The sequence below is a fragment of the Streptomyces sp. NPDC005438 genome, assembly GCF_040606315.1.
In the GTDB taxonomy this organism is placed as follows: domain Bacteria; phylum Actinomycetota; class Actinomycetes; order Streptomycetales; family Streptomycetaceae; genus Streptomyces.
The window spans coordinates 120,243-140,942 of the sequence record NZ_JBEXEP010000010.1 but is presented as its reverse complement, the minus strand read 5'-3'; the positions used below and the strand labels follow the sequence as shown (position 1 = coordinate 140,942).

Genomic DNA, 20,700 nt, shown 5'->3' with positions numbered 1-20,700 from the left:
CCCACGACGCGTCCCGGTGGTGCGGCGAGCACCTGTCGCGGGTGCGTCATCTCCTTGAGTTCAGCCACCGTCCGCTCGTCGGCGAGGGCGCCCTGACCCTCCTCGGCACAGGCATCGAGGTCATCGGCCGGTCCTTCGCAGTCGAGGTCGCCGTACTCCAGGTCGAGGCCGAACATCCCCTGTTCGGTGCGCATCTTGGCCTCCCTGTCCCGAACGTCGGAGGAACCGAACGAGGTGACGACCACCGGGTGGCCCTCCCGGGGATCAAAATCGAGCTTCCTGAGAAGGGGCGCGCCGCGACCATCCGGCCGGGCCCCGCCGCCCTCCTCGGCGGCCGGGTTCAGCCCCGGGCGATGCGGGCCAGTCGCCGCGCCTCGTGGCGGGCGCCCCGGGCCACGGCCTCCTCCTCCACCGTCACCAGTCGTCCGTCCTCGACCACCGGCCGGCCTCCCACCAGGGAGAGGGTGACCGGGGCGGGTGGGCCGAGCACCAGGGCGGCCACCGGGTCCTCGATGGTGGAGTGCCCCAGTCCGTCCAGCCGCCACAGCACCACGTCGGCCAGCTTGCCGACCTCCAGGGAGCCGATCTCCCGTTCCCGGCCCAGGGCGCGGGCGCCGCCGAAGGTGCCCAGGCGCAGTGCCTGTCGGGTGGTGAGGGCCTTCTCCCGGTGCGGTCCCAGGCGGTTGACCAGCAGGGTGTTGCGTAGTTCGGTGTGCAGTTCCCCGGTCTCGTTGGAGGCGGTGCCGTCCACTCCGAGGCCGACGTCGATGCCGGCGGCCAGCATGTCCGGTACGCGGGCGATACCGGCGGCCAGTCGGGCGTTGGAGGAGGGGCAGTGGGCGACCTTGGTGCCGCTGTCGGCGAAGGCGGCCAGGTCGGAGTCGTTCATGTGGACGCAGTGGGCCATCCACACGTCCTCGCCCAGCCAGCCGGTGGTGCGGAAGTAGTCGGTGGGGCCCATGCCGTGGCGCTCGTGGCAGTACCGCTCCTCCTCCACGGTCTCCGAGCCGTGGGTGTGCAGACGTACGCCCTTGCGTCGGGCCAACTCCGCGCCCTGGCGCAGCAGTTCGGTGCTGACCGAGAACGGTGAACAGGGGGCGACGGCGATGTGCAGCATGGAGCCGAAGGAGGGGTCGTGGTACCGGTCGACGGCCTCCTCGGTGGCGGTCAGGGCCTCCTCGGTGCCCTCCACCGCGAAGTCCGGGGGCAGTCCGCCCTGGGAGGTCCCCAGGTCCATCGAGCCCCGGGCGGCGGTGAAGCGTACGCCGGTCTCGGCGGCGGCGCGGATCTCGGCGGCCAGCAGGTCGCCGGCTCCCCGGGGGAAGACGTAGTGGTGGTCCATGGCGGTGGTGACCCCGCCCCGGGCCATCATCGCCAGGGAGCCCCGGGCGGCGGCGTACACCATGGCCTCGTCGATCTGGGACCAGGTCGGATAGAGGGCGACCAGCCAGTCGAAGAGGTTGTGGTCGGTGGCCAGGCCCCGGGTGAGCCACTGGTAGAAGTGGTGGTGGGTGTTGACCAGCCCGGGGGTGGCCAGGTGGTCGGTGCCGTCCACCCGCCACACCACGTCCGGCAGGTCCCGGGGGGCGGGCCCCTCCCCCACGGCCTCGATACGGTCCCCGGCGAGGACCAGGTGTCCCCGGGCGTACTCGGTGTCCCGCTCGTCCACGGTGGCGAGGGCACAGTTGTCGATCACGATGCGGTCTGGCATGAACGTCCCCTGGGCTGGCGGGAGTTGATCAAGGGCGCGGGCGGGGTCAGGGGCTGGTGAGTTCCTCGGGGATGCGGGCGGTGGCGCCGTCCCGGAGCACGGTGGCCTCGATCAGCCCGTAGGGGCGGTCGGCGGCGAAGTAGACGCCGCCGTCCTCGGGGTCGTTGCTGAGGCCGAAGGGTTCCAGGTCGACCAGGAAGTGGTGCTTGTTGGGCAGCGAGAAGCGGATCTCGTCGATCTCGTGCCGTTTGGCGAGCACCCGGGAGCCCATCTGGAAGAGGGTCTGCTGGAGGGAGCGGGAGTAGGTCTCGGCGAAGGAGCGCAGCATGTGTCCCCGGGCCTGCTGGTGGCTGCGGTCCCAGTGGGGCCGGGGGCGCTCGTCGCCGCTCCAGGAGTGGCGCCACACGGCGGTCACCGAGGTGGCCAGCACCCGGTCGTCGGTCTCCGCCAGGGTGGTGTACTCGTCCTTGGCGTAACCCCGGAACTCCGAGGCGGTGGAGTTGAGCACGGTCAACTCCCGCAGCCCGGACAGCACTTCGAAGTCCTGGCCGTCGTAGGTGACCTGGGCGGTGCGGATCTCCTGCCCCCGGCGGACGAAGGAGTGCCCTATCTCCTCGGCACCGATGAAGCGGCGCTGGTCGGGCCCGGGCTCTATCCGGTCCCAGGCGTACTCCTCGATGCGGACGCGGGCGGTGTGGATGGCCTCCTGGGTCTCCACGAAGTGGCGCGCCAGCAGGATGCCGAAGTCCTCGGGGGTGTCGATCCCGTACTTGCGGGCGAAGGCGAAGACGGTGTTCTTGGTGGTGTCGGTGGGCAGCACGTGGGCGTTGTCGCCCGCGTGGTGGACCCGCTCCATCGCGCCGCTGAGCGCGATGGAGACGTTCAGGTCGCGCAGGTGGTGGGTGCGGCCCTCGCGGGTCACCTTGACCACGCGGGTCTCGGCCTTGCCGTACTGGTTCTGGCCCAGGACGGATGGTGGCGGGGTCATCCTCAGCTCCCTCGGTACACGGAGTAGCCGTACGGGTTGAGCAGCAGCGGTACGTGGTAGTGCTCGCCGGGGTCGACCGCGAAGGCCACGGTGACCTCGGGGAAGAAGGGAGTGCCGGCGCCGGACAGGTGCGTCGCGGTCTCGAAGCTCAGCCGGGCGTGGGTGGTGCCCGCCGGCAGGGGCGGCAGCCCGGCGCAGCGGCCGTCCTGGTTGGTCTCCCCGCTGGCCAGCCGGCTCCAGGGCTGGTCGGGGTCGGGCCGGGTCTCCAGTCGGACGGTCACCCCGGCCGCCGGACGGCCCCGGCTGGTGTCCAGGATGTGGGTGGAGACGGTGGTCGGCTCCCCGGTGGGTTCCTCGCTCATGCCTCGGCTCCCTCGTGCAGCAGCCGCTCCAGGCGCAGCCGGTTGATACGGGTCAGCTCCTCGCGGGTGCGGCGCCGCTCGACCTCGGGGGTGTGGGCGAGCCGTTCGGTCAGGGCGTCGTGGAGCTGTCGGGCGGTGAGGCCGCTGGCGCAGATCAGGAACACGTGCCCGAAACGGTCCTGGTAGTGCTGGTTCAACTCGGCGACGCGCTCGCGGAGTTCGTCGGTGGCGTCCGCCATGCCGCGCTGTTCTCCGGCCGACTTCGCGTCCCGGGGGCGCCCGATGGGCGGGTGGCCGGCGAGGGCCTGGTCCAGCTCCGTTTCGGTGAGCCGTTCCATGGCCTCGGTGTTGGCCGCGTGGAGGGCCTCGGGGGTGGCGTAGGGCCGGCCGGCGAGTACGTCCCGCACCCAGGCGTCGGCGGAGCACACCGCGCGCAGTGCCTCGGCGGCGGCCTCGGGGTCCTGTTCGTTCAGCCAGCGCAGTCCGGCGGGGGACGCGGTCACCAACACCTCCGTGGTCCCGGTACGGTCTGTGCCTCAGCTAAGCGGCCCCCGTCGATCACGTCAACACTTTGTTGAACCGGCCGGCTCAGTCGGTGGAACGGGCCCCGTCACGGTTGAGGTAGTTGTAGATGGTGAAGCGGCTGACCCCCAGGGCGCTGGCGACCGTCTCCACCCCGTGGCGTACCGAGAAGGCGCCCCTCGACTCCAACTGCCGTACCAGGGACTGCTTGGCGCGCCGGTCCAGCTCCGGCAGCGGGCACCCGTACCGGCGCTCCCACTCGGCGAGGATGTGGCTGAGGGAGTCCGACAGGTGGGGCAGCCGTACGGCCACCACCTCGGCACCCTCCCAGGACAGCACCACGTCGTCCTCGACGGCCTCGGCCACGGGTATCAGCCGGCCGCCCATGGCGTCCACCAGGGGACGCACCGCCTCCCGCAGGGGGTGCTCGGGCTCGTTCACCGCTCACCCCCCGCCTCGGGCGGCAGGACGTTCAGCTGGAGGGAGACCCTGGTGGCGCCGGCGTCCAGGCACCGCCGCAACACCGCGTCCACGGCCGTCAGCACCTCCTCGCGGTTCCCCTCGGCGGAGTTCCCGAAGGGGCCGACGTCCACCGAGTCCAGCGACGCCGCCCGTACCGCCTCCCGGGCGGCGACCGCGTGGGCCGGGGGCTCCTCCAGGTCGAACGGTTCGGTGGTGAACTCGATTCTCAGGCGCACCCCGCCAACCTAACCGCCGCTCCCTCAGCGCAGCCATCCCCGTACGGGGCCGGAGCCTCGGGCGGTGGTCGGGTGCTGGACCGGGTCGAGGGCACTGATCGCCGAGGGCACTGATTCCGGCCAGCTCGGGCTTTCCGGGAAACCGGCGCTGAACATGGGCGGGCGATCGTGGACGATAGAGGTAGTGGCCACCGAACAGCGGTGGCCCGCCGGCCGAACCGTCCCGTACCAGATCCCCGGGAGCACCAGAGATGGCCCTGAGCGTCCTCGCACGCTGTCCCGTCTGCCGCCGCGAGCACCAGTACACCCCGCCGACCTACCCCTGCGGCTGTGGGGCACCGGTCTCGCTGCCGCTGGTGAAGGGAGGCGTACCGGTGCGTATCGAGAAGCGCACCTGGGCCGGTTCCTGGGTGAAGGTGCGGTGCGGTTCCTGTCAGCGGGTGGACGAGTGGCCGCAGCCGGAGTTCGGCTGCCCCTGTGGGGCCACGTTGCGGCTGCCGGTCGACCGCTCCCGGATGGAGGCGGAGGAGCCGCCCACCAGCCCCGCCCCGCAGACACCCCGGACCCCACTGGGAGAGCGGTCACAGCGGCCCTCCTTCGAACCGTTGACCATCCGTACCGCCCAGGACGCCCGGGCGGCTGCCGCCCGCTACCTGCGCTGGATGGGCTTCGAGGACGTCACGGCGGCCGAGAACCGGCCGGCCTCCGGGGTCGACCTACGCGGCCGGGGCGTGATCGCGCACGTGGACCCGACGACCTCGCCGGTGTCCGCCCGAGCGGTGGAGACCCTGTGGCTCAACGGCCTCAACGAATCAGCCACCGCCGTCTGCTTCGGCCTGGCCGGTTACGTTCCCCCCGCCCGCACCCGCGCGGACGAACTGGGCCTGCCCCTGTTCGTGATCGACCTGACCGGCACACCCCAACCCGTCAACGACGCCGCCTCCGAACTGCTCGACAAGAGGTGAGGGGACGGCGGGTCGGGGAACCCACTCACCACCGCTAGCCCCGCCAGAACCCTGGGTCACGAGGCATTCGGCGGGAACGTACCCACCTCGGTCGTCAGCGCGTCCGCTACCGGTCGCTCGCCGTGCTCCAGGTACACGCACCTGCCATGACCACGGGCCTCAACGCCCGCCGTGATGCGGCGTACTAGGCGGGGGATGGTGAGTTTCGTCAACTCGCCGACCCCGTGAAAGGCATACCCACGGAGCTCGTCAGCTGGGAGCTCGATGCGCCGGCACTCATCTGCGGTGAGGCAGCCCCCGTCGAAGAGGTACAGGACCTTGTCCCCTTCTCCTGGGTTCGGTGCCCAGTCCACAACCAGCAGCCGGCCGATGGCGGGCTTGATGCCGAGCTCCTCGTGAACCTCGCGCACGCAGGCCTGCATGGGTGACTCGCCGTCCTCGACGTAACCGCCGGGGATATCCCAGTAGTCCTTGTACGTGGGCTCGACGAGCAAGACCCGGTCAGCCTCGTCGAAGAACAGCGCGCCGGCTGCCATGCGCGGGTGGGCCATCTTCGCCTCGTACTCGTTCTCGGTCACGGACCGGACTCTAACCGCCGCCGACGACGCCGAGCCTTCCAGCCAGGTCCGCCACGGCGCGGGACGGGCGGCCCCGGGTGCCGCGGATCCAGCCGATGACCAGCTGGCGGCTCAGGTAGTGGTGGCGGACCTGTTCGGGACCGATCCGCTCGGCGTCGAGCAGGGTGACCAGGGCCTCGTCAGTCCGGTTCCAGGAGCTGAGCGCACGGGCGACCTCCAGACCGTGGCGGACGCGTCGTTCGACCGGTAGGCGGCTGGCGTCGACGCGCTGTCCGAGGTCCGCGGCGATCTGGATGTCCCCGAGCTCCCCGGCGGTGGCGACGCGGTGGATGGCCACGTTGGTCGGGCCGAAGGCGGTCCAGAGGTGGTTGGCGTCGGCACCCAGGCGCCGCGCGGTCTCGTCGGCTTCGCGGAGGAAGGTCTGTGTCGTCATCCGGTCCTCCGCCCTCGCCGCTGCCATGGCGCCGGCAAGGAAGAGCGTGCCGTAGACGGACAGGTACTCGTCGCTCGCGGCGCCCAGGTCAGGTTGCATGACGGCCGCCGCGTCGTTGACCAGTTGGATCGCCGCGGCGAAGCGGCCGGTGGCCATCAGGCACTGCGTGACGGCCCGGAAAAGTGAGCCCGTCACCGTGCTCCGGCCACTCCGCTGAGCCGCCGCCAGACCGCGGTCGGCCGCGATCCACGCGAGCTCCGACTCGCCCACCTTGCCCAGGACCATGGCCGCACTGTGATAAGCGAGAGCGAGCTCGGCGTACGCCTCCTCGCCCTCGCGGCCCGAATACGAGCGGGAGGCGGCGAGAGCGTCGGCCAGGACGAGGGGAAGTCGTCGGGTGGCGCGGCCGTACCGGGACACCTGGTAGGCGTCGAGGACTTCCTTCACCTTGGCCCGCAGGTCCTCCAGGGCAGGTGGTTCGTCATCGGGCGGGGATCCCAGTAGAGGGGTGAGCTGCTTGTAGTCCATGAGGGCTTCGCGCAACGCGGGGACGGTACGACCGCCGGCGTCGGACGACGATTCGAGCAGAGTCGGTTCGGCGAGCAGGTCTCCCAGGGATACGTCGAGCGCGCTCGCGAGTGACGTGATCACCGACAGGCGGTCGAGCTCGATCCTGTTGTTCTCCGCTTTGCTCAGCCAGTCCGTGGTCCGCCCGACGAGGCCGGCCAAGACCTCCTGGGACAGGCCGCGCCGGCGTCGGTACCAGGCGACGCGTTCGCCGGTCGTCAGGTGCTCCGTCATCCCTCGCATGTCCTGAGCATCACCTCGTGACCGAAAGGGACCCCGGAAGGATTTTCCGGGGTACCGCGGGGCTTCTTCCCTACTGTCGCAGCAGATCGAGAAAACCGCCGGATTGTGAGAGCAACTCCTGTTACTCCGACGGGTTTTGACAGCCACACCCGCTCCACGAGCGGAACGGGAGGCGACTTGTTCAACGGAGGTGCGGTGGGTTCGCGACGTGAAACCGCGCCCGGTCCTCCGCCCTCGGCCGACAGCCCAGTCCAGCGGCCCTCTGCACCGCCTCGGCGGCAGTGGGCCCGCTCCTACGGAGGCGCGTGCCATGCCCACACTCCACACTCGATTCACGCTGTCCGGCGCGCTCGGGCTGGGCGCGCTCCGTCGGCGGCAAGCGCGTCTGGGCGCAGGTCCCCCTTCCCGTACCGGCGCGTGTGCCCGTACCCATCGATCGCGGCAGCCGCTGGCCATCCACGTCTCGACGCGCAACCCAATGACCGCCGTCCTCGCGTAACCCCGCATCTCCTACGGCCGTGAGGGCGGGCCCAGCTCTCCCGCCGGATCCCCGGCGGGAGATCCCGAAGAGGAAGGAGCACGAGGTGGCAGAGCAGACGTCACCGCCTCCGGCCGAAAGTGGCCTCCTGGTGGCGGTCGAGGAGCTGACGGCAGTCCATGACCGCTACGACAGCCTCCGTTCCGACAACTCCGGAAGCTCCGGCGACGCGCCGTGGCCCGGTGGCGACGGGAATCTGAGCGACACCGAGTAACGCACCAAGCGGTGGGGGCCGTTCGGGTCGATCCGGCGGTCCCCCGCCGCATCCGCACAGACGTGTCCGGACTCATGAGGGAGCCAGTGATGGAACATCAGTTGATCAGGGCCGTGGAGGAAGCGCTCGGCTGGAAGGGGCCCGGCGCGCTGGGCCGGGCGTTCGCGCGGGGGACCATGCCGGACCCGTCGCTGACCTGGCGCGTCCTGACGCCGCAGCGTCTGCTCGACATCGCGATGCGCCGAAGCCTGAACCGCCCCCAGTTCAGGTGCTTCCAGAAGGGCGACGAGGTGCACCCGGCGGTGTACTACACCGACAGCGTCAGCCCTCGCGGGCAGAGCATCTCGATGGTCAACATGCGCGGCCTGGGCCGGCTCCTGGGCGAGGGAGCCACGCTCATCATGGACCAGGTCAACGTCTTCGACCCGAAGATGGAGGCCGCCTGCAGGGCCCTGCAGTGGTGGTCCCACGAGCGCGTCCAGGTCAACGCCTACCTCACGACGAACGACGCCTCCGGCTTTCCGCTCCACTGGGACGACCACGACGTCGTGATCGTCCAACTGGCCGGCGAGAAGGACTGGGAAGTGCGCGACACCACCCGAACCGCTCCCATGTACCGGGACACCGACCCCAACAGCGCCCCCAGCCAGGACATCATCTGGGCAGGCACGCTGAAGACCGGTGACGTCATGCACATCCCGCGCGGCCACTGGCACCAGGCCACCCGGAGCGGCAGCGGCACGGGCCACAGCCTGCATGTGACCTTCGGGATCACCAAGCGCACCGGGGCGAGCTGGCTCGCCTGGCTCGGCGACTGGTGCCGCGAACAGGAAGTCTTCCGGCACGACCTGGACCGTGAGCCCGGCAGCGGCACCACGGCCCTGGTCACGGCCGCCTCCCGACTGATCGGTGAGCGCTCCCCCGACGAGTTCCTTGCCGCGTACGAGCAGCGGGCCGCCCTGCCCCGGCATGTGCCGTTCCTCGAAGCCCTCGGACCGCTGGAGGCCGTGGTGTGCACCACTCACTTCCCACCCCTCATCGAGCCGCACGGCGAAACGGTCGAGGTGACCGCCTCGGGAAAGAAGCTCACCTTCGCGGCCAAGGCCGAGCCCGCATTGAGCGTCCTGCTGAGCGGCGCGCCCGTCCGCCTGGACGCGGTGACCGTGACAACCGACAGCGAAGTGTCCGAGGTCGCCAGGATCCTGGTGAAGGAGGAGCTGTGCGCGGTACTGACCCCCGAGTTGTCCTCGGGCTATACCGGTCTCGTCACCAGCGGCGCCACCTGACCGCAGCGCTGGACCGAGGTGTCACCGCGCTCGACACCGGCTCGAACTACCTCGGCTACCGGTCACATTCGACCCTGGCCCGGATCGCGGGCGACTTGCTGCCCCGGTTCGAGATCTCCACGAAGGTGGGCTACTTCTCTCAGGCCAGAAAGGCAGCGCACTCCCTGGAGCCGGCGCGGCTGTACGCGGCAGTGGAACGGGCTGCAAGGGAGCTGGGGCGCGAGCCTGACCTGGTGTTCCTGCACAACCCCGAACGCTCCCTCACCGCCAGGTCCCGGGAGGCCCTGGAGCGGGCGTGCGCGGCCCTCGCCGACGCTGCGGAGAAGGGACTGTGCGGAGACTGGGGCATCGCGTCCTGGAACCCGGCGCCGCTGCTTGAGCTGGTCACCCCGACCACGCCGAAGCCGTCGGTGTTGATGGTGCGCGCCGGTCTGCTGGTCGGCGCCCGAACCCTCGACGCCACGGACACGCTGAGGCGCCGCTGGGATCTGGACCGTGGTGCCGTACACGGTATGAGCCCCTTCGGTGGCAGCAGTCGGGATCCGATCTGGGAACGGTTCGACCCCCGCGTCTTCCTGCGCGACGGCGGTCAATACACCCGCGCCCAGGCGGCGTTTCGTACCGCGTACCGTCTGCCCCGGGTCGGCTCCATCGCGGTGGGCACCGGCGATCCGGTCCACCTGGACCAGCTGCTCGCGGTCTTGAACGCCGAGGTCGACGAAGAAGCGGTGCGCGGCTACCGGACACTGCTCCGCAACCGCACGCGTACTCAGTCCGCCTGAAGCTCGGCCACCAGCCGGCCCGCCATCCGGCGGGCCGGCTGGTGGCGTGGGTCCTGCGGGTGCGCATACGGGTCCAGGATCTTCGAGCACGCGAACAGCGTCATCAGCTTGCCGTCCCGGCTCTCGAAATCGGCTCGCCGCTCCGCCCGCACGCGCTCCGCGAGTCGCGGGACAGCCAGCGAACTGGCCCACAGGGAAGCAGAGTCCAGTCCACGCGGGGCCTTGCCCCAGTCCTCCCAGTCGAAGAGGCAGAACTCCGGGGCAGTCATGTTCGCCCAGTTCAGGTCCGCGTGGGCCGGCACCCACCGCTCCACGGTCGTATCGAAGCCGTCACCGAAGACGCCCTGGACGGACGCGCTGACCAGCTGTTGCGTGATCCGCTCGGTGTCCGGGGTGGCCACCCGCGTGGTCTGCTGGCCGGAGAGTGCGTCCAGCGTCGCGTTGAACGCCCGCCACCACTGCGGCTTCAAGCTCGGATCATCACTCAGGATCGCGGTGCCGATGGGAGGCGAGGGCAAGAGCGTGGTCTCGTCGGCCCGCCACAGCACCAGCCCGCCCGGCTCGATCCAGACCATGCAGCCCCTCCAGACGGGCTGGGCGATATCGCGCAGGCGGGCGGCGCACTCGGTGCCGTTCCAGCCCTGCTCGCCGATCTTGTCGAGGGAGCGGCGCTCTATACGGACCCAGGTACCGCGATCCGTGCACGCCCCGACGGACCGGCGTTTGCGGACCACTGTGTCCGGGTCGAAACGGACCTGGAGCGAGCGCTCGACGTGTTCCAGGATGTCGTCGACGGGCTGGACGCGGAGATCGGCGGCAGCGCCAGCGGGGACCGAGAGCGTCATGGCGACGACCGTAGCAGCGGGAAGGGTGCGGGATCACAGCCTTGCGGCTGGCGGGCCCTGCTGCCGCGCACCCTGCGCGAGCGGCCCCTTGGTGTCTGGCTCCACCGGCGGAGCGCCGTCCCGCCTCGGGACAGCGGAGTTGTACCTGCTCGGGATAAGGAGGGGTCAGCGCCCGTTGGGTACGTTCACGCTGGCTCACTCCCCCGCCGGTCCTCACGGCCCCGAACCGGCCTACCTCCAAGGAGCCCCACACCCGGTGCGTCTCCAACTGTTCCTGTGCGGCACGGGTTACCCACACACCGATCGCCTCATAAGCAACCGTCCGGGTGCGGTCAGTCTGGGGGATTCCTAGATCCGCGAGTTGTGGAGTGACTGCCACACGGCTCCGGCCAGCGCCCACGTCGCCCGGGGGACAGACAGACGCTCGTGCTCGCGGTACAGCTCCCAGTTGTACCGCACGAGGGACAGCTTGTTGGAGGACAGGGATCCCGCTTGGTGCGCCCTGTACACCGCAAGCGGCTCGGCCAGGCCGCGGGCGTCAGTGCCGTCACGCATGATCGACAGCCACAGGGCGTAGTCCTGCCTCTTCCGCATCTCCGGCATCAGCTTCGTGCCCAGGACGTTGCGGTCGTACATGGCGGTCAGAGCGCCGATGTGGTCCCGGACGAGCATCGCGCGGTAGTCGACGTGTTCCCGGGCGTGGACGACCCGCCCGTTGGGGGTGAAGTCGGTGCTCTCACCGTCGTAGTCGGCGTCCATCTTGAAATAGGAGGTGAACGTCAGCGGCGCGGTACCCTCCTCCGCGAATGCGACCTGCCGCTCGGCCTTCTCCGGCAGCCACATGTCGTCGCTGTCGAGGAAAGCCACATAGTCCCCCCGAGCCCGATTGATCGCGAGGTTGCGGGCTCGGCCGGCGCCTCCGCGTTCGGGTGCCGACTCGGGCAGGACGCGCTTGTCCTGCCGGGCGAACTCCATCAGCAGGTCCATCGAGCCATCGGTTGACTGGTCGTCGGTGATCAGCAGCTCAAGGTCTGCTTGAGTCTGTGTGAGCACCGACCGGATTGCTGCCCCAAGAGTCGTCGCCGAGTTGTACACGGGCATCACGACAGACACCAGGGACACAGCGATCTCCTTGCTCAGCCAGGGACGGTCGTCCATTCGAACACCGTGACCCACTAGACCTTTCACACATGTCGTTGTCGCTGGTCAGGGCCATGGAGGGCCACCACTGACCGTACGCGCCGCAGAAGCGGGCCACCATGTCACGGCCGTGGAGCGTAGGCGATGACTTGTGGGTGCTGATTGAGCCGCTACCGCCGCCCTGCCAGGGGCCACATCCCGCCCAACTCCCATTCCTCAGCGGGGATTTGGACGTTTACGCTCCTGACGTCGTGACGGTACGTTACGCGTCATCACACCACTCGGAACGGACGTACGCACGCCGCACCCCAGCCTGAGCAGCCAGAAAGTCGACCCATGTCCCAACACACCACCGCCCGGTGGGCGGGCCTACTCGAACAGGCCGACGAGAAACGCTCCGCAACCCGTCTCAACAGCCACATGGGAAACGGCGGGGGCGCTGAGGACCTCAAGAGCGAGCAGGGCGCGTGGACTCGGGCCGGCGACCAGGTCTCCCACTTCAAGGGGGCGTTCGCCCGTGCCCTCACAGAGCTTCGCAAAGGACACGTTTGCAGAACCATCCCCTCCCATGGATAACAGTCACCCTCTTCGCCCTCGTCATGTCCGGCGGCTGCTCGACCGACGACAGCGAACACATGGAGGTACACGGATACCGCTCGAAAGAAAAGGTAATCGAGCAGACCAAGAGAGTATCCAGTGAACTACTGGATGCGACAGGAATCAAGGGAACCACCACCAAAGCAGGGCCTGGAGAAACGACATGCGGTGACCAGGACGACGCTTTCCAGGTCCAGCATTCCTGGTCCATCTACGATGTCCCGCTCGACACCCTCAAGAAGGGTTTCTATCGCCTCCGTGAAAAACTCCCAGAATCTGGCTGGAAGGTCACCCACCGAGGCCGCGAGAGCTCCCAGGCCCGTGACAGATACGTGGTGTACGAGCACGACAAACACAAGTACGGAGTCCGGGTGGTCCTCTTCGACGACATCGGAGAACAATCAGACCCACCCGGCCTGGTCTTCGAGGTGGCCTCCGCCTGCTACTCCTCGGAGTAACCGCGCCCCCCTTAGAACCGCGGGCCAGGCCACCACAACCCCGGCTCCGACCCCGGCCACAGACCCCAGCCCCAGCCCCCAGCCCCCAACTGTCAGCCGGTGGCTGGGAGTTCGGTGAGGGCCTGACGCATCCCTCAGAAATCATTACCGGGCAATACGGAAGAGTCACCCTTGCCGACTAAGGGAATAGTACGGGCGACAGCTCTGGCGGCCATACTTCTCACGCTAAACGGATGCTCCACCGGCGAAAGTAATCACATGAAGAAATTCGGATACCGCCCAAAAGGAGAAGTCACGGAACAAACCAAGAGAGTATCCAGCAAGCTTTACGGCGCAGTGAACATCAAAGGGAAAACCACACGCCCCGGCCCCTATTCTGCGGCGTGCGATGATCCCGATGAAACATTTCAGATTCGACATTCCTGGTCCATCTACGGCGTACCGTTCGCCACGCTCGAGAAGGGCTTCTATCGGCTGCGCGATAAACTGCCGGAAGAAGGCTGGAAGATCGCCCGTCAAGGCCGCGAGAAAAGCAAGGCACACGACAGGTACGTGGAATACGAACACGACAACTACAAACACGGAGTTCGGGTCATCCTCTTCGAGAGGACCGAGGAAAGCCCTAACCCAGCCGGCCTGCATTTCGACGTAGCCTCCGCCTGCTACTCCTCGAAGTAGCCGCAACGGCGCCCCAGGTGGGGCCGGGCCACCACAACCCCGGCCCCGGCCACAGACCCCAGCTCGCCCCAAACCAGCCCTCGGCCCCCGAACCAGAACCCCCAGCCCCTCCCCCTCCCCCTCCCCCAACTGTCAGCCGGTGGCTCGGGGTTCGGTGAGGGCCTGACGCATCCCTTCGGGTACCGCACCGAGTGGGGACAGTACGGCGGGGGCGGCCGCAGCGGGGGCACCGAACCGGAACAGGGAGGCACTGGCCGGCGGAGGGAGGCACGGGCCGGCGGAGGGCCCTCACCCGGTGTCCGCCCGAGCGGTGGAGCCCCTGTGGCCCAACGGCCTCAACGAACCAGCCGCCGCCCTCTGCTTCGGCCTGGCCGGACACGTCCCCGCCGCCCGCACCCGCGCCGACGAACTGGGCCTGCCCCTGTTCGTGATCGACCGAACCGGCACACACCCCCACCCAACAACAACGCCGCCTTGGAACTGCTCGACAAGAGGTGAGGGACACCCGGGGCTCCCGCGTACTCCCCGGGGCCCACCAGCAGGCAGGCGTCTGAGCACGGTGAACGTGGTGCGAACGCTCCGCCCCCCACACACAGAGCCCCCACGGACGCGTGGGGCAGACACGTAAGGTCCTCCCCATGGGATGGATGGACCGGCTGCTCGGGCGCACCCCTCCACCGGAGCCTGTTGCCGCCCCCCTGTACGCCGACGTGGGGGTTCCTGACCTGGTCGAGCCTCTGTACGCGCGGGCTCTCGTGCTCGCTGTCGATCGCGGTACGGCGACTGTCGACGTCCAGCCGCCCGGCCGTGGGTCCTTCCGCACCGAGTTGCGTAGCGGCACCTCCCCCGACAGCTTCCGAGGACTGGTGCCGCGTTGGCACGTACCGGTGGTCCTCGACGCCTCGGACCCGGACACGGTGGTTCTGCTGGAGCCGCCGTGTGGACCGGACCTCCCACTCGTACCGGATGACCTCCAGCACGTCAGGGACGCCAGGGACCTGCGCACGAGCGAGCTGACGGAGCGGTACCCGCCGCCCTCGGCGGCGAGGCTCTCCGTGCTCATGGAGCCCACCGCGTCAGCGGTGCACCCGGCCTGGGACGCGCTCTGCTTCAGGCTGGGCCTGCTGACGACCCCTGAGGCGCGTACCGTGCTGGACCGTATCCGTGCCGACGGCAACGCGTGGCAGCGGGCCGAGGAGGAGCTGTACGCCTGGGGACCGTTCCTTCCCGACGATCCGCGCAAACAGGTCGGGACCTTCTTCGCTCACCTCGACTCCGTCGCGCCACGGGAACCGCGCATCGACAGTGCGCCGTTCTGGACCTTCGGGGTCGCGGCGTTGATGCGGGACTTCAAGCCCGAGGAGACCGGGCTCAAGGTGTTCGAGAGGGTGATGCGCCCGTTCGTCGAGGTCTGCGGGCCGTTGCCGGAGCAGTTGTTGTAGGGGGGTCACCGGGGCACGCAGCCCGTACCCCAAAGGCGTCTCCGCGCCGTTCCGCGACGGTCCGGGCCCGGGTCGTCCGCGTGGCTCACCGTCGACGCCCCGGCGACCCGTCGGGGCGGAGCAGTGCGACCGGGAGCGACGGGGTGTCCGAGGTTCATTCTCGGCCCCCGCCCGTCTCGTCCGGCCAGCCGTCGAACCTCACGTCGTGAAGGTCGTGGGGGTCGAGGGTGTTGTGACGGAAGCGGATGGGTCGGCCGACCCGGCACTCGCCGTCGTTCGACCACCAGTCGACGGAACGTCGGAGTACGACCTGTTGGGGAAGCTCCGCGCTGACGGTGAGCGTGAACCAGGGGTAGCTGTCCCCGTCGCTGCCCTGGGGTACCTCTACGGGCGTCACCGCGTCGATCACGCCCAGGGTGGTGTCGCCGTCCGCGAACTGCGCAGCGTGGAGTCGGGAACTGACGAGGGCTTCCGGGACAGCACCCACGAGGAGGACCCCCAGCGCTGTTCCGAACCCCCACAGGAAGACGTCGGAGCGGCTGGTCCCGGCGATCCAGAACCAGATCCCGAGCACGATGCTCACGAGGATCATGAGAACGAACAGTCCCATGCCCGTGAGCATGATTCCCATCGAGATGTTGTCGATCCGCGAAAGGCGGCGAATCCGGGCTCGGGTCTCCGGCGTCCTCGCTCGGCCGGCCCAGAACTCGGCGAAGTCATCGCCCGAGGGCTTGTCCCGCTCCTCGGCCTGTGTCCGTCTGAGCGGCCGTGGCCTGCTCATGCTCACCATCTCCCCCTGGTCTGACTCCCCGTCGCAGAGTACGGCGCACGGGTCGTCGTGGTAAGAGCGTGCTGGGTCGCGGGCGCACTCCGCCGACGGGGCTCGCCCCCGCGCGTACGTCCCCCACCGCATGGATCACCCGTCGGCAGCGCACCCGGAGGGCCCACCGTGCACCGTGCAGGGCACCATCCCCGTCGCGGCACGGGGGGGGCTGGGCACCCCGCGCTCAGCGTGGTCGACGGCTACAGCCCCACGCCCACCAGAGGTCAGGTCGACGCGATCAGGCGGATAGGGGCGGGACGGCGCCCGACGGATGCTCGCCGCCGTCCTCGGAGGCCCCGGGTGTACGAGGCCCGACGACGGCCCGTGACACGGTCGCCGTCCCCACAACGCGGGCGTGGGTCCGGCCCCGCACCGACGCACGGTGCCCGCAGTTGGTGGAGGCGTGCTCCCGCGCACAGGCCACGCACAGACCACGTGGTCATCAACTCGCTTGCCCGAACGCGGAGTTCACCGCACCTCGGGGTGCCCCTTCCGCACACGGGGCACCCGGTCCCCCACCCCGGCGTGCACCGCGACCCACCCGCGAACCGCCCCGCGCCACCCTGTTCCGGGCACCGCCCGACCCGCCCAGGACGCCACACCCGGAACCCCCACCACGCCCCACCCGGCGCCAGGGCCCCCAACGGCCATTGCCCCCACCGAGCCCCCTGGGGCCGGCGCCAGGTCGCCACCACCCCACCCCCGCCGAGGGCCGGGGGCCCACACCCCCGACCCCGGCCCCACAGCGCGCCACCCCGAACCAGAACCCCCAACTGTCAGCAGGTGGCTCGGAGTTCGGTGAGGGCCTGACGCATCCCTTCGGGTACCGCACCGAGTCGGGAGAGTACGGCGGGGGCGGCGCCGAACCGGAACAGGGAGGCACTGACCGTCTGGAAGACCAGCCGGTGCCCCGCGTACCGGCACAGCACCGACCAGAACTCCTGGCCCCCCTCGCACCCCGGCTCCCGGGTCCAGGGCACGTCCACCCCGCGTACCGTCGGGGTGGCGGGCGGCGGCACTTCCCCCGCTTCCCTCAGGGCCACGGTGCCCGACCAGACACGGTCGTCGAGGTGCAGCAACAGGGACTCCACGGACTCGTCGTCGGCGACCCGTGCCACCTCACGCCAGGTCTGGGCGGCCACGGCGAGGCGGGCGTAGAGGTACATCCGGGTCACCAGCCCCCATTCACGTTCCCGGAACGGCCCCTCGCCCTCGACCGAGGCGAGTACGGTCCCCCGCAGCCGATCGGTGCCGCGCGCCAGTTCCTCGGTGACCCACGCGACGCTCCGGTGCGTCTCGTCGTCCTCGATGGCGGAGGTGACCACCTCAAGGGTGAGCTGGGCGCGGGTGAACGAGCACAGCAGCTCGTCCACCAGGGGCGTCCCCGGCTGGCCCTGGTGCTCAACAACCCCGGCCGAACGGCGAGTTGACGCGTCTGTCGCAACTGTCATGCTGGACATACCTCTCTCTCAGGGATGGGTGCCGCCTCCGGCGGGGGTTTCCTGGCAGGGAGTGCGCCCCGCCGGAGGCGGCGGTTCAGCGGCGGCCCGTGGGGGTCGCCGTCGTGCTCACAGTGGTCGCCGTACTCACAGTGCTCACGGGCCGCCGTGCTCACCGTGGTCAGGCCCGCGGGGTGAGCGGTCACCGCAGCGCCCGGAGGCGCCGCCCGGACCGGTCCCCTCCCGGCGAGGGGTCCCGTGACCGTGGGGCCGCCGCCGTCGACCGGGTTCCGTGGGGCCGGCCGTCTTCCGACCGGTCGCCCCACAGGGCGGTGGCCGGGGGATGCTGAGCACCCCGGGCGGTACGACAGCCGTCCGGTGACCGGGACGGCTGGCCGGAGTGGGCGACGTATCCGGTGATCACCCGCGAGCCCGGCCGGGTTCGCCCCGGCGGGTTCGGGACAACACCCGCGCGCCCCGGGCCGAGCGACGGCGTCAGACGGCCGGCATCTCACCTGGCCCCGGCGCGTACGGGGCACCCGCGCGCCCCTCAACTGCGCCCCAGGCACCGGGACTTGCTCCGCAGGTGTTCCACGGGCACCTCCCATTCCCGGCCTCCTCCCACGGGGCGGAGCCATACGCGTACCGGCCCACGCTCCATCAACTCCCCGGTACGGCCCGTGCGTTCGTCGGTCGCGCACTCACGGGGCGATGCCTCGTGGGCTGACTCGTGGTAGACAGCAGGCATGGCCGCTCCTCTCCGTAGCGGTTTCGCTACCAAGGGGTCCTAGCGTGGCCTAGTGTGGAAAACCCTTCAACTAACCAGTTCCGAAGAAAGAGTTGGGTGCGGCATGGTCAACCGCAAGGAGCTGAACCCCGAGGCGAGCCCGCAGGCCGCGTTCGGTGCCCGTATGAGGCGCTTCCGAGAGGATCGTGGCTGGAACCAGGAGACGTTAGCCGAGCAGACGGAATATTCCAGTCAGCATATTTCGGCCGTGGAAACTGGTCGCAAACCGCCAACCCTGCCCTTCTCCCGTCGGGTTGATCGGGCTTTCGGCACCAGCGACGGCTCGGACTCCTTCGAGCAGGAGTGGCGCGACATCCGGCACGGCAGTCTGCTGGAAGGCTTCCCGGAGTACGTGGGGCGGGAGGGCCGGGCGGTCGAGGTCCGGCTGTACGAGATCGGGATCGTGCCCGGACTGCTCCAGACACCGGAGTACGCACGGGTGTTGGCGGAGAGCGCCGTACGCCGAGGGGCGATCACCCCGGACCAGGCGGCCGAACGCGTGTCCTTCCTGGCGGAGCGACAGGGGGCCCTGGTGCGCTCCCGTCCTCCCACCATGCTGGTGGTGATGGACGAGAGCTGCGTGCGCAGACAGGTGGGTGGGCCGGAGGTCATGAGCGCCCAGATGGACGCGCTGCTGGAGTTCGCCCAGCGCCCCAACACCGTGCTCCAGATCGCCCCGTTCGAGATGGGGGAGCTGCGCCCGTTCGATCTTCCGTTGTACTTGCTCACGATGTCGGACCTGTCGGTGGTCGCCTACTCGGAGTCCCAGATCCAGGGGTATCTGGAACGCGATACCGCTTCGGTACTTCCGCTGCTCTCGGATTACCATCAGCTACAGGCCGAAGCGCTCTCCCAAGCGGCCTCGGTAGCCATGATCGAAGAGGTACGAAAGGGCACCCCGTGACGCTCCCGACCGAGTCCCCCCGCTGGTTCACCTCCTCCTACAGCAACAACGGCGGTGCCTGCGTGGAGGTCGCCGCCAACCTCGCCAGCACCCAGGGCGTCGTACCGGTTCGCGACTCCAAGAACCCCGGCGGCCCCACCCTGAACCTGCCCACCGACACCTTCCGCACCTTCGTCGCGGGCGTCAGGACGGGCACCTTCACCGGCTGAACCGGCCCCAGCTCCCAGCTCCGCGAAGCCCCCTCCCCACCACCGGCGAGGGGGCTTCGTCATGCCCGCGCACGGTTCGCGGCGGCCCGTACACGTTTAACCACCCTCCGTACAGTCCAGCCTCCCCACAACCCAACTCCCCACGAGAGGCGGCCCGATGACGGTCCCGAACGAAGCTCCCCACTGGTTCACCTCCTCCTACAGCGACAACGGCGGCAACTGCGTGGAAGTCGCCACCAACCTCGCCCACACCCACGGCGTCGTCCCCGTACGCGACACCAAGAACCCGGGCGGCCCCACCCTGAACCTCCCCACCACCACCTACCGCACCTTCCTCACCAGCCTCAAGACAGGCACCCCCACCCCCTGACCAGCACCCAACCCCCCGTGGAAGGAGCCCAGATGACACACCCCACCGACACCCCCCACTGGTTCACCTCCTCCTACAGCGACAACGGGGGCGACTGCGTGGAAGTCGCCACCAACCTCGCCCACACCCACGGCACCATCCCCGTACGCGACACCAAGAACCCCGGCGGCCCCACCCTGAACCTCCCCACCACCACCTACCGCACCTTCCTCACCGGCGTCCGGGGAGGGACGTTCACCCCCTGACCAGCACCCAACCCAACTCCTCACGAAAGGCAGTCAGTTGACACTCCCCACCGACACCCCCCACTGGTTCACCTCCTCCCACAGTGACAACGGCGGCGCCTGCGTCGAGGTCGCCACCAACCTCGCCCACACCCACGGCACCATCCCCATCCGCGACACCAAAAACCCCCACGGCCCCACACTCCACCTCCCCACCACCACCTACCGCACCTTCCTCACCAGCCTCAAGACAGGCACCCCCACCCCCTGACCAGCACCCAACCCAACCCCTCACGAAAGGCAGAGTTGACGCTCCCCACCGACACCCCCCACTGGTTCACCTCCTCCCACAGCAACAACGGCGGCAACTGCGTCGAGGTCGCCACCAACCTCGCCACCACCCACGACGTCGTCCCCGTACGCGACACCAAAAACCCCCACGGCCCCACACTCCACCTCCCCACCACCACCTACCGCACCTTCCTCACCGGCGTCCGGGGAGGGACGTTCACCCCCTGACCAGCACCCAACCCAACTCCTCACGAAAGGCGCTCAGTTGACACTCCCCACCGAAACTCCCCGCTGGTTCACCTCCTCCTACAGCGACAACGGCGGCCAGTGCGTGGAAGTCGCCACCAACCTCGCCCACACCCACGGCACCATCCCCGTACGCGACACCAAGAACCCGGGCGGCCCCACCCTGAACCTCCCCACCACCGCCTACCGCTCCTTCCTCACCGGCGTCCGGGGAGGGACGTTCACCACCTGAACGGCCACCACGGCTGGCACCACGGTGCTAGGTCTCCGGCCCTCAGCCCCGAACCCGCCCCAGGTCGCCCGAAGGTCCGATGCGCCCCTCCCGACGTGAGGGCCACCATGCAGGTGGAGTCCGGCCAA

26 protein-coding genes are annotated in these 20,700 nt (G+C 69.5%); 14 read left to right on the top strand and 12 right to left on the bottom strand.

Annotated elements, in window-relative coordinates:
* Window positions 1-340: 340 nt before the first annotated feature.
* From ABZT14_RS21010 to ABZT14_RS20985, 6 genes are all read right to left on the bottom strand, one after another.
* A complete protein-coding gene (locus tag ABZT14_RS21010; RefSeq protein ID WP_356304979.1) occupies window positions 341-1,711 on the bottom strand; it encodes an 8-oxoguanine deaminase in 1,371 nt (456 codons plus the stop codon).
* A gap of 46 nt (window positions 1,712-1,757) precedes the next feature.
* Entirely contained in the window at window positions 1,758-2,699 is a 942-nt protein-coding gene (gene pucL, locus ABZT14_RS21005) for a factor-independent urate hydroxylase (protein WP_356304977.1), read from the bottom strand.
* 2 nt (window positions 2,700-2,701) lie between these two features.
* Window positions 2,702-3,061, bottom strand: a complete 360-nt coding sequence (gene uraH, locus ABZT14_RS21000; RefSeq protein WP_356304975.1) for a hydroxyisourate hydrolase — start codon at window positions 3,059-3,061, stop codon at window positions 2,702-2,704.
* On the bottom strand, window positions 3,058-3,564 hold the full coding sequence (gene uraD, locus ABZT14_RS20995; RefSeq protein WP_356304973.1) for a 2-oxo-4-hydroxy-4-carboxy-5-ureidoimidazoline decarboxylase: 507 nt from the start codon (window positions 3,562-3,564) through the stop codon (window positions 3,058-3,060). The genes uraH and uraD overlap by 4 nt, the downstream gene beginning before the upstream one ends.
* An 85-nt stretch (window positions 3,565-3,649) precedes the next feature.
* Window positions 3,650-3,970, bottom strand: a complete 321-nt coding sequence (locus ABZT14_RS20990) for a helix-turn-helix domain-containing protein (protein ID WP_356305176.1) — start codon at window positions 3,968-3,970, stop codon at window positions 3,650-3,652.
* Window positions 3,971-4,020: 50 nt separating this feature from the next.
* Window positions 4,021-4,281 (bottom strand): hypothetical protein, encoded by a 261-nt coding sequence (locus tag ABZT14_RS20985; RefSeq protein ID WP_356304971.1) that lies wholly within the window; start codon window positions 4,279-4,281, stop codon window positions 4,021-4,023.
* Between the two features lie 251 nt (window positions 4,282-4,532).
* Here ABZT14_RS20985 and ABZT14_RS20980 point away from each other — a divergent pair, with 251 nt between their 5' ends.
* Entirely contained in the window at window positions 4,533-5,246 is a 714-nt protein-coding gene (locus tag ABZT14_RS20980; RefSeq protein WP_356304969.1) for a hypothetical protein, read from the top strand.
* A 56-nt stretch (window positions 5,247-5,302) separates the two neighbouring features.
* Here the strand turns inward: ABZT14_RS20980 and ABZT14_RS20975 are convergent, their stop codons facing one another.
* Both ABZT14_RS20975 and ABZT14_RS20970 read right to left on the bottom strand, forming a co-directional pair.
* Window positions 5,303-5,824: an NUDIX hydrolase gene (locus tag ABZT14_RS20975; RefSeq protein ID WP_356304967.1), complete on the bottom strand. Its 522-nt coding sequence runs from the start codon at window positions 5,822-5,824 to the stop codon at window positions 5,303-5,305.
* Window positions 5,825-5,834: 10 nt separating this feature from the next.
* Window positions 5,835-7,058, bottom strand: a complete 1,224-nt coding sequence (locus ABZT14_RS20970; protein ID WP_356304964.1) for a helix-turn-helix transcriptional regulator — start codon at window positions 7,056-7,058, stop codon at window positions 5,835-5,837.
* A 593-nt stretch (window positions 7,059-7,651) separates the two neighbouring features.
* Here ABZT14_RS20970 and ABZT14_RS20965 point away from each other — a divergent pair.
* The 3 genes from ABZT14_RS20965 (at window position 7,652) to ABZT14_RS20955 (ending at window position 9,887) form a co-directional block, all read left to right on the top strand.
* The gene (locus ABZT14_RS20965; RefSeq protein WP_356304962.1) at window positions 7,652-7,819 is read left to right on the top strand and encodes a hypothetical protein; all 168 of its coding nucleotides are present in this window, start codon (window positions 7,652-7,654) and stop codon (window positions 7,817-7,819) included.
* Between the two features lie 89 nt (window positions 7,820-7,908).
* The gene (locus ABZT14_RS20960; protein WP_356304960.1) at window positions 7,909-9,105 is read left to right on the top strand and encodes a cupin domain-containing protein; all 1,197 of its coding nucleotides are present in this window, start codon (window positions 7,909-7,911) and stop codon (window positions 9,103-9,105) included.
* Window positions 9,039-9,887, top strand: coding sequence for an aldo/keto reductase (locus ABZT14_RS20955; protein ID WP_356304957.1), 849 nt, complete (start codon window positions 9,039-9,041; stop codon window positions 9,885-9,887). The genes ABZT14_RS20960 and ABZT14_RS20955 overlap by 67 nt, the downstream gene beginning before the upstream one ends.
* Here ABZT14_RS20955 and ABZT14_RS20950 read toward each other — a convergent pair.
* Both ABZT14_RS20950 and ABZT14_RS20945 read right to left on the bottom strand, forming a co-directional pair.
* Window positions 9,875-10,732 (bottom strand): hypothetical protein, encoded by an 858-nt coding sequence (locus ABZT14_RS20950; protein WP_356304955.1) that lies wholly within the window; start codon window positions 10,730-10,732, stop codon window positions 9,875-9,877. The two genes, ABZT14_RS20955 and ABZT14_RS20950, sit on opposite strands and share 13 nt — an antisense overlap.
* Before the next feature lie 348 nt (window positions 10,733-11,080).
* On the bottom strand, window positions 11,081-11,854 hold the full coding sequence (locus ABZT14_RS20945; RefSeq protein ID WP_356305174.1) for a glycosyltransferase family 2 protein: 774 nt from the start codon (window positions 11,852-11,854) through the stop codon (window positions 11,081-11,083).
* Window positions 11,855-12,420: 566 nt separating this feature from the next.
* Between ABZT14_RS20945 and ABZT14_RS20940 the strand changes: the two genes are divergently transcribed.
* From ABZT14_RS20940 to ABZT14_RS20930, 3 genes are all read left to right on the top strand, one after another.
* On the top strand, window positions 12,421-12,927 hold the full coding sequence (locus ABZT14_RS20940; RefSeq protein WP_356304953.1) for a hypothetical protein: 507 nt from the start codon (window positions 12,421-12,423) through the stop codon (window positions 12,925-12,927).
* 258 nt (window positions 12,928-13,185) lie between these two features.
* On the top strand, window positions 13,186-13,605 hold the full coding sequence (locus tag ABZT14_RS20935; protein ID WP_356304951.1) for a hypothetical protein: 420 nt from the start codon (window positions 13,186-13,188) through the stop codon (window positions 13,603-13,605).
* 638 nt (window positions 13,606-14,243) lie between these two features.
* Window positions 14,244-15,047, top strand: a complete 804-nt coding sequence (locus ABZT14_RS20930) for a hypothetical protein (protein WP_356304949.1) — start codon at window positions 14,244-14,246, stop codon at window positions 15,045-15,047.
* Window positions 15,048-15,201: 154 nt separating this feature from the next.
* Here the strand turns inward: ABZT14_RS20930 and ABZT14_RS20925 are convergent, their stop codons facing one another.
* Together ABZT14_RS20925 and ABZT14_RS20920 are read right to left on the bottom strand one after the other, a co-directional pair.
* A complete protein-coding gene (locus tag ABZT14_RS20925) occupies window positions 15,202-15,828 on the bottom strand; it encodes a hypothetical protein (RefSeq protein ID WP_356304947.1) in 627 nt (208 codons plus the stop codon).
* A gap of 818 nt (window positions 15,829-16,646) precedes the next feature.
* Window positions 16,647-17,321 (bottom strand): hypothetical protein, encoded by a 675-nt coding sequence (locus ABZT14_RS20920; RefSeq protein WP_356304945.1) that lies wholly within the window; start codon window positions 17,319-17,321, stop codon window positions 16,647-16,649.
* A gap of 839 nt (window positions 17,322-18,160) precedes the next feature.
* Between ABZT14_RS20920 and ABZT14_RS20915 the strand changes: the two genes are divergently transcribed.
* The 7 genes from ABZT14_RS20915 to ABZT14_RS20885 all read left to right on the top strand — a co-directional run bounded on the left by ABZT14_RS20915 (window position 18,161) and on the right by ABZT14_RS20885 (window position 20,572).
* Window positions 18,161-19,000, top strand: a complete 840-nt coding sequence (locus ABZT14_RS20915; protein ID WP_356304943.1) for a helix-turn-helix transcriptional regulator — start codon at window positions 18,161-18,163, stop codon at window positions 18,998-19,000.
* The gene (locus tag ABZT14_RS20910) at window positions 18,997-19,209 is read left to right on the top strand and encodes a DUF397 domain-containing protein (RefSeq protein WP_356304942.1); all 213 of its coding nucleotides are present in this window, start codon (window positions 18,997-18,999) and stop codon (window positions 19,207-19,209) included. Before ABZT14_RS20915 ends, ABZT14_RS20910 begins: the two co-directional genes overlap by 4 nt.
* Before the next feature lie 157 nt (window positions 19,210-19,366).
* Window positions 19,367-19,579: a DUF397 domain-containing protein gene (locus ABZT14_RS20905; protein WP_356304940.1), complete on the top strand. Its 213-nt coding sequence runs from the start codon at window positions 19,367-19,369 to the stop codon at window positions 19,577-19,579.
* Window positions 19,580-19,611: 32 nt separating this feature from the next.
* A complete protein-coding gene (locus tag ABZT14_RS20900; protein WP_356304938.1) occupies window positions 19,612-19,824 on the top strand; it encodes a DUF397 domain-containing protein in 213 nt (70 codons plus the stop codon).
* Between the two features lie 37 nt (window positions 19,825-19,861).
* On the top strand, window positions 19,862-20,074 hold the full coding sequence (locus ABZT14_RS20895) for a DUF397 domain-containing protein (RefSeq protein ID WP_356304936.1): 213 nt from the start codon (window positions 19,862-19,864) through the stop codon (window positions 20,072-20,074).
* Window positions 20,075-20,109: 35 nt separating this feature from the next.
* Entirely contained in the window at window positions 20,110-20,322 is a 213-nt protein-coding gene (locus ABZT14_RS20890; RefSeq protein WP_356304934.1) for a DUF397 domain-containing protein, read from the top strand.
* Between the two features lie 37 nt (window positions 20,323-20,359).
* Window positions 20,360-20,572: a DUF397 domain-containing protein gene (locus tag ABZT14_RS20885; protein WP_356304932.1), complete on the top strand. Its 213-nt coding sequence runs from the start codon at window positions 20,360-20,362 to the stop codon at window positions 20,570-20,572.
* Window positions 20,573-20,700: the final 128 nt, after the last annotated feature.

Coding starts and splice junctions, on each gene's coding strand:
- ABZT14_RS21010 (WP_356304979.1), bottom strand. CDS start 1,711: ATGCCAGACCGCATCGTGATCGACAACTGTGCCCTCGCCACCGTGGAC.
- pucL (WP_356304977.1), bottom strand. CDS start 2,699: ATGACCCCGCCACCATCCGTCCTGGGCCAGAACCAGTACGGCAAGGCC.
- uraH (WP_356304975.1), bottom strand. CDS start 3,061: ATGAGCGAGGAACCCACCGGGGAGCCGACCACCGTCTCCACCCACATC.
- ABZT14_RS20990 (WP_356305176.1), bottom strand. CDS start 3,970: ATGGGCGGCCGGCTGATACCCGTGGCCGAGGCCGTCGAGGACGACGTG.
- ABZT14_RS20980 (WP_356304969.1), top strand. CDS start 4,533: ATGGCCCTGAGCGTCCTCGCACGCTGTCCCGTCTGCCGCCGCGAGCAC.
- ABZT14_RS20970 (WP_356304964.1), bottom strand. CDS start 7,058: ATGACGGAGCACCTGACGACCGGCGAACGCGTCGCCTGGTACCGACGC.
- ABZT14_RS20960 (WP_356304960.1), top strand. CDS start 7,909: ATGGAACATCAGTTGATCAGGGCCGTGGAGGAAGCGCTCGGCTGGAAG.
- ABZT14_RS20950 (WP_356304955.1), bottom strand. CDS start 10,732: ATGACGCTCTCGGTCCCCGCTGGCGCTGCCGCCGATCTCCGCGTCCAG.
- ABZT14_RS20935 (WP_356304951.1), top strand. CDS start 13,186: ATGAAGAAATTCGGATACCGCCCAAAAGGAGAAGTCACGGAACAAACC.
- ABZT14_RS20930 (WP_356304949.1), top strand. CDS start 14,244: ATGGGATGGATGGACCGGCTGCTCGGGCGCACCCCTCCACCGGAGCCT.
- ABZT14_RS20925 (WP_356304947.1), bottom strand. CDS start 15,828: ATGAGCAGGCCACGGCCGCTCAGACGGACACAGGCCGAGGAGCGGGAC.
- ABZT14_RS20920 (WP_356304945.1), bottom strand. CDS start 17,321: ATGACAGTTGCGACAGACGCGTCAACTCGCCGTTCGGCCGGGGTTGTT.
- ABZT14_RS20915 (WP_356304943.1), top strand. CDS start 18,161: ATGGTCAACCGCAAGGAGCTGAACCCCGAGGCGAGCCCGCAGGCCGCG.
- ABZT14_RS20905 (WP_356304940.1), top strand. CDS start 19,367: ATGACGGTCCCGAACGAAGCTCCCCACTGGTTCACCTCCTCCTACAGC.
- ABZT14_RS20900 (WP_356304938.1), top strand. CDS start 19,612: ATGACACACCCCACCGACACCCCCCACTGGTTCACCTCCTCCTACAGC.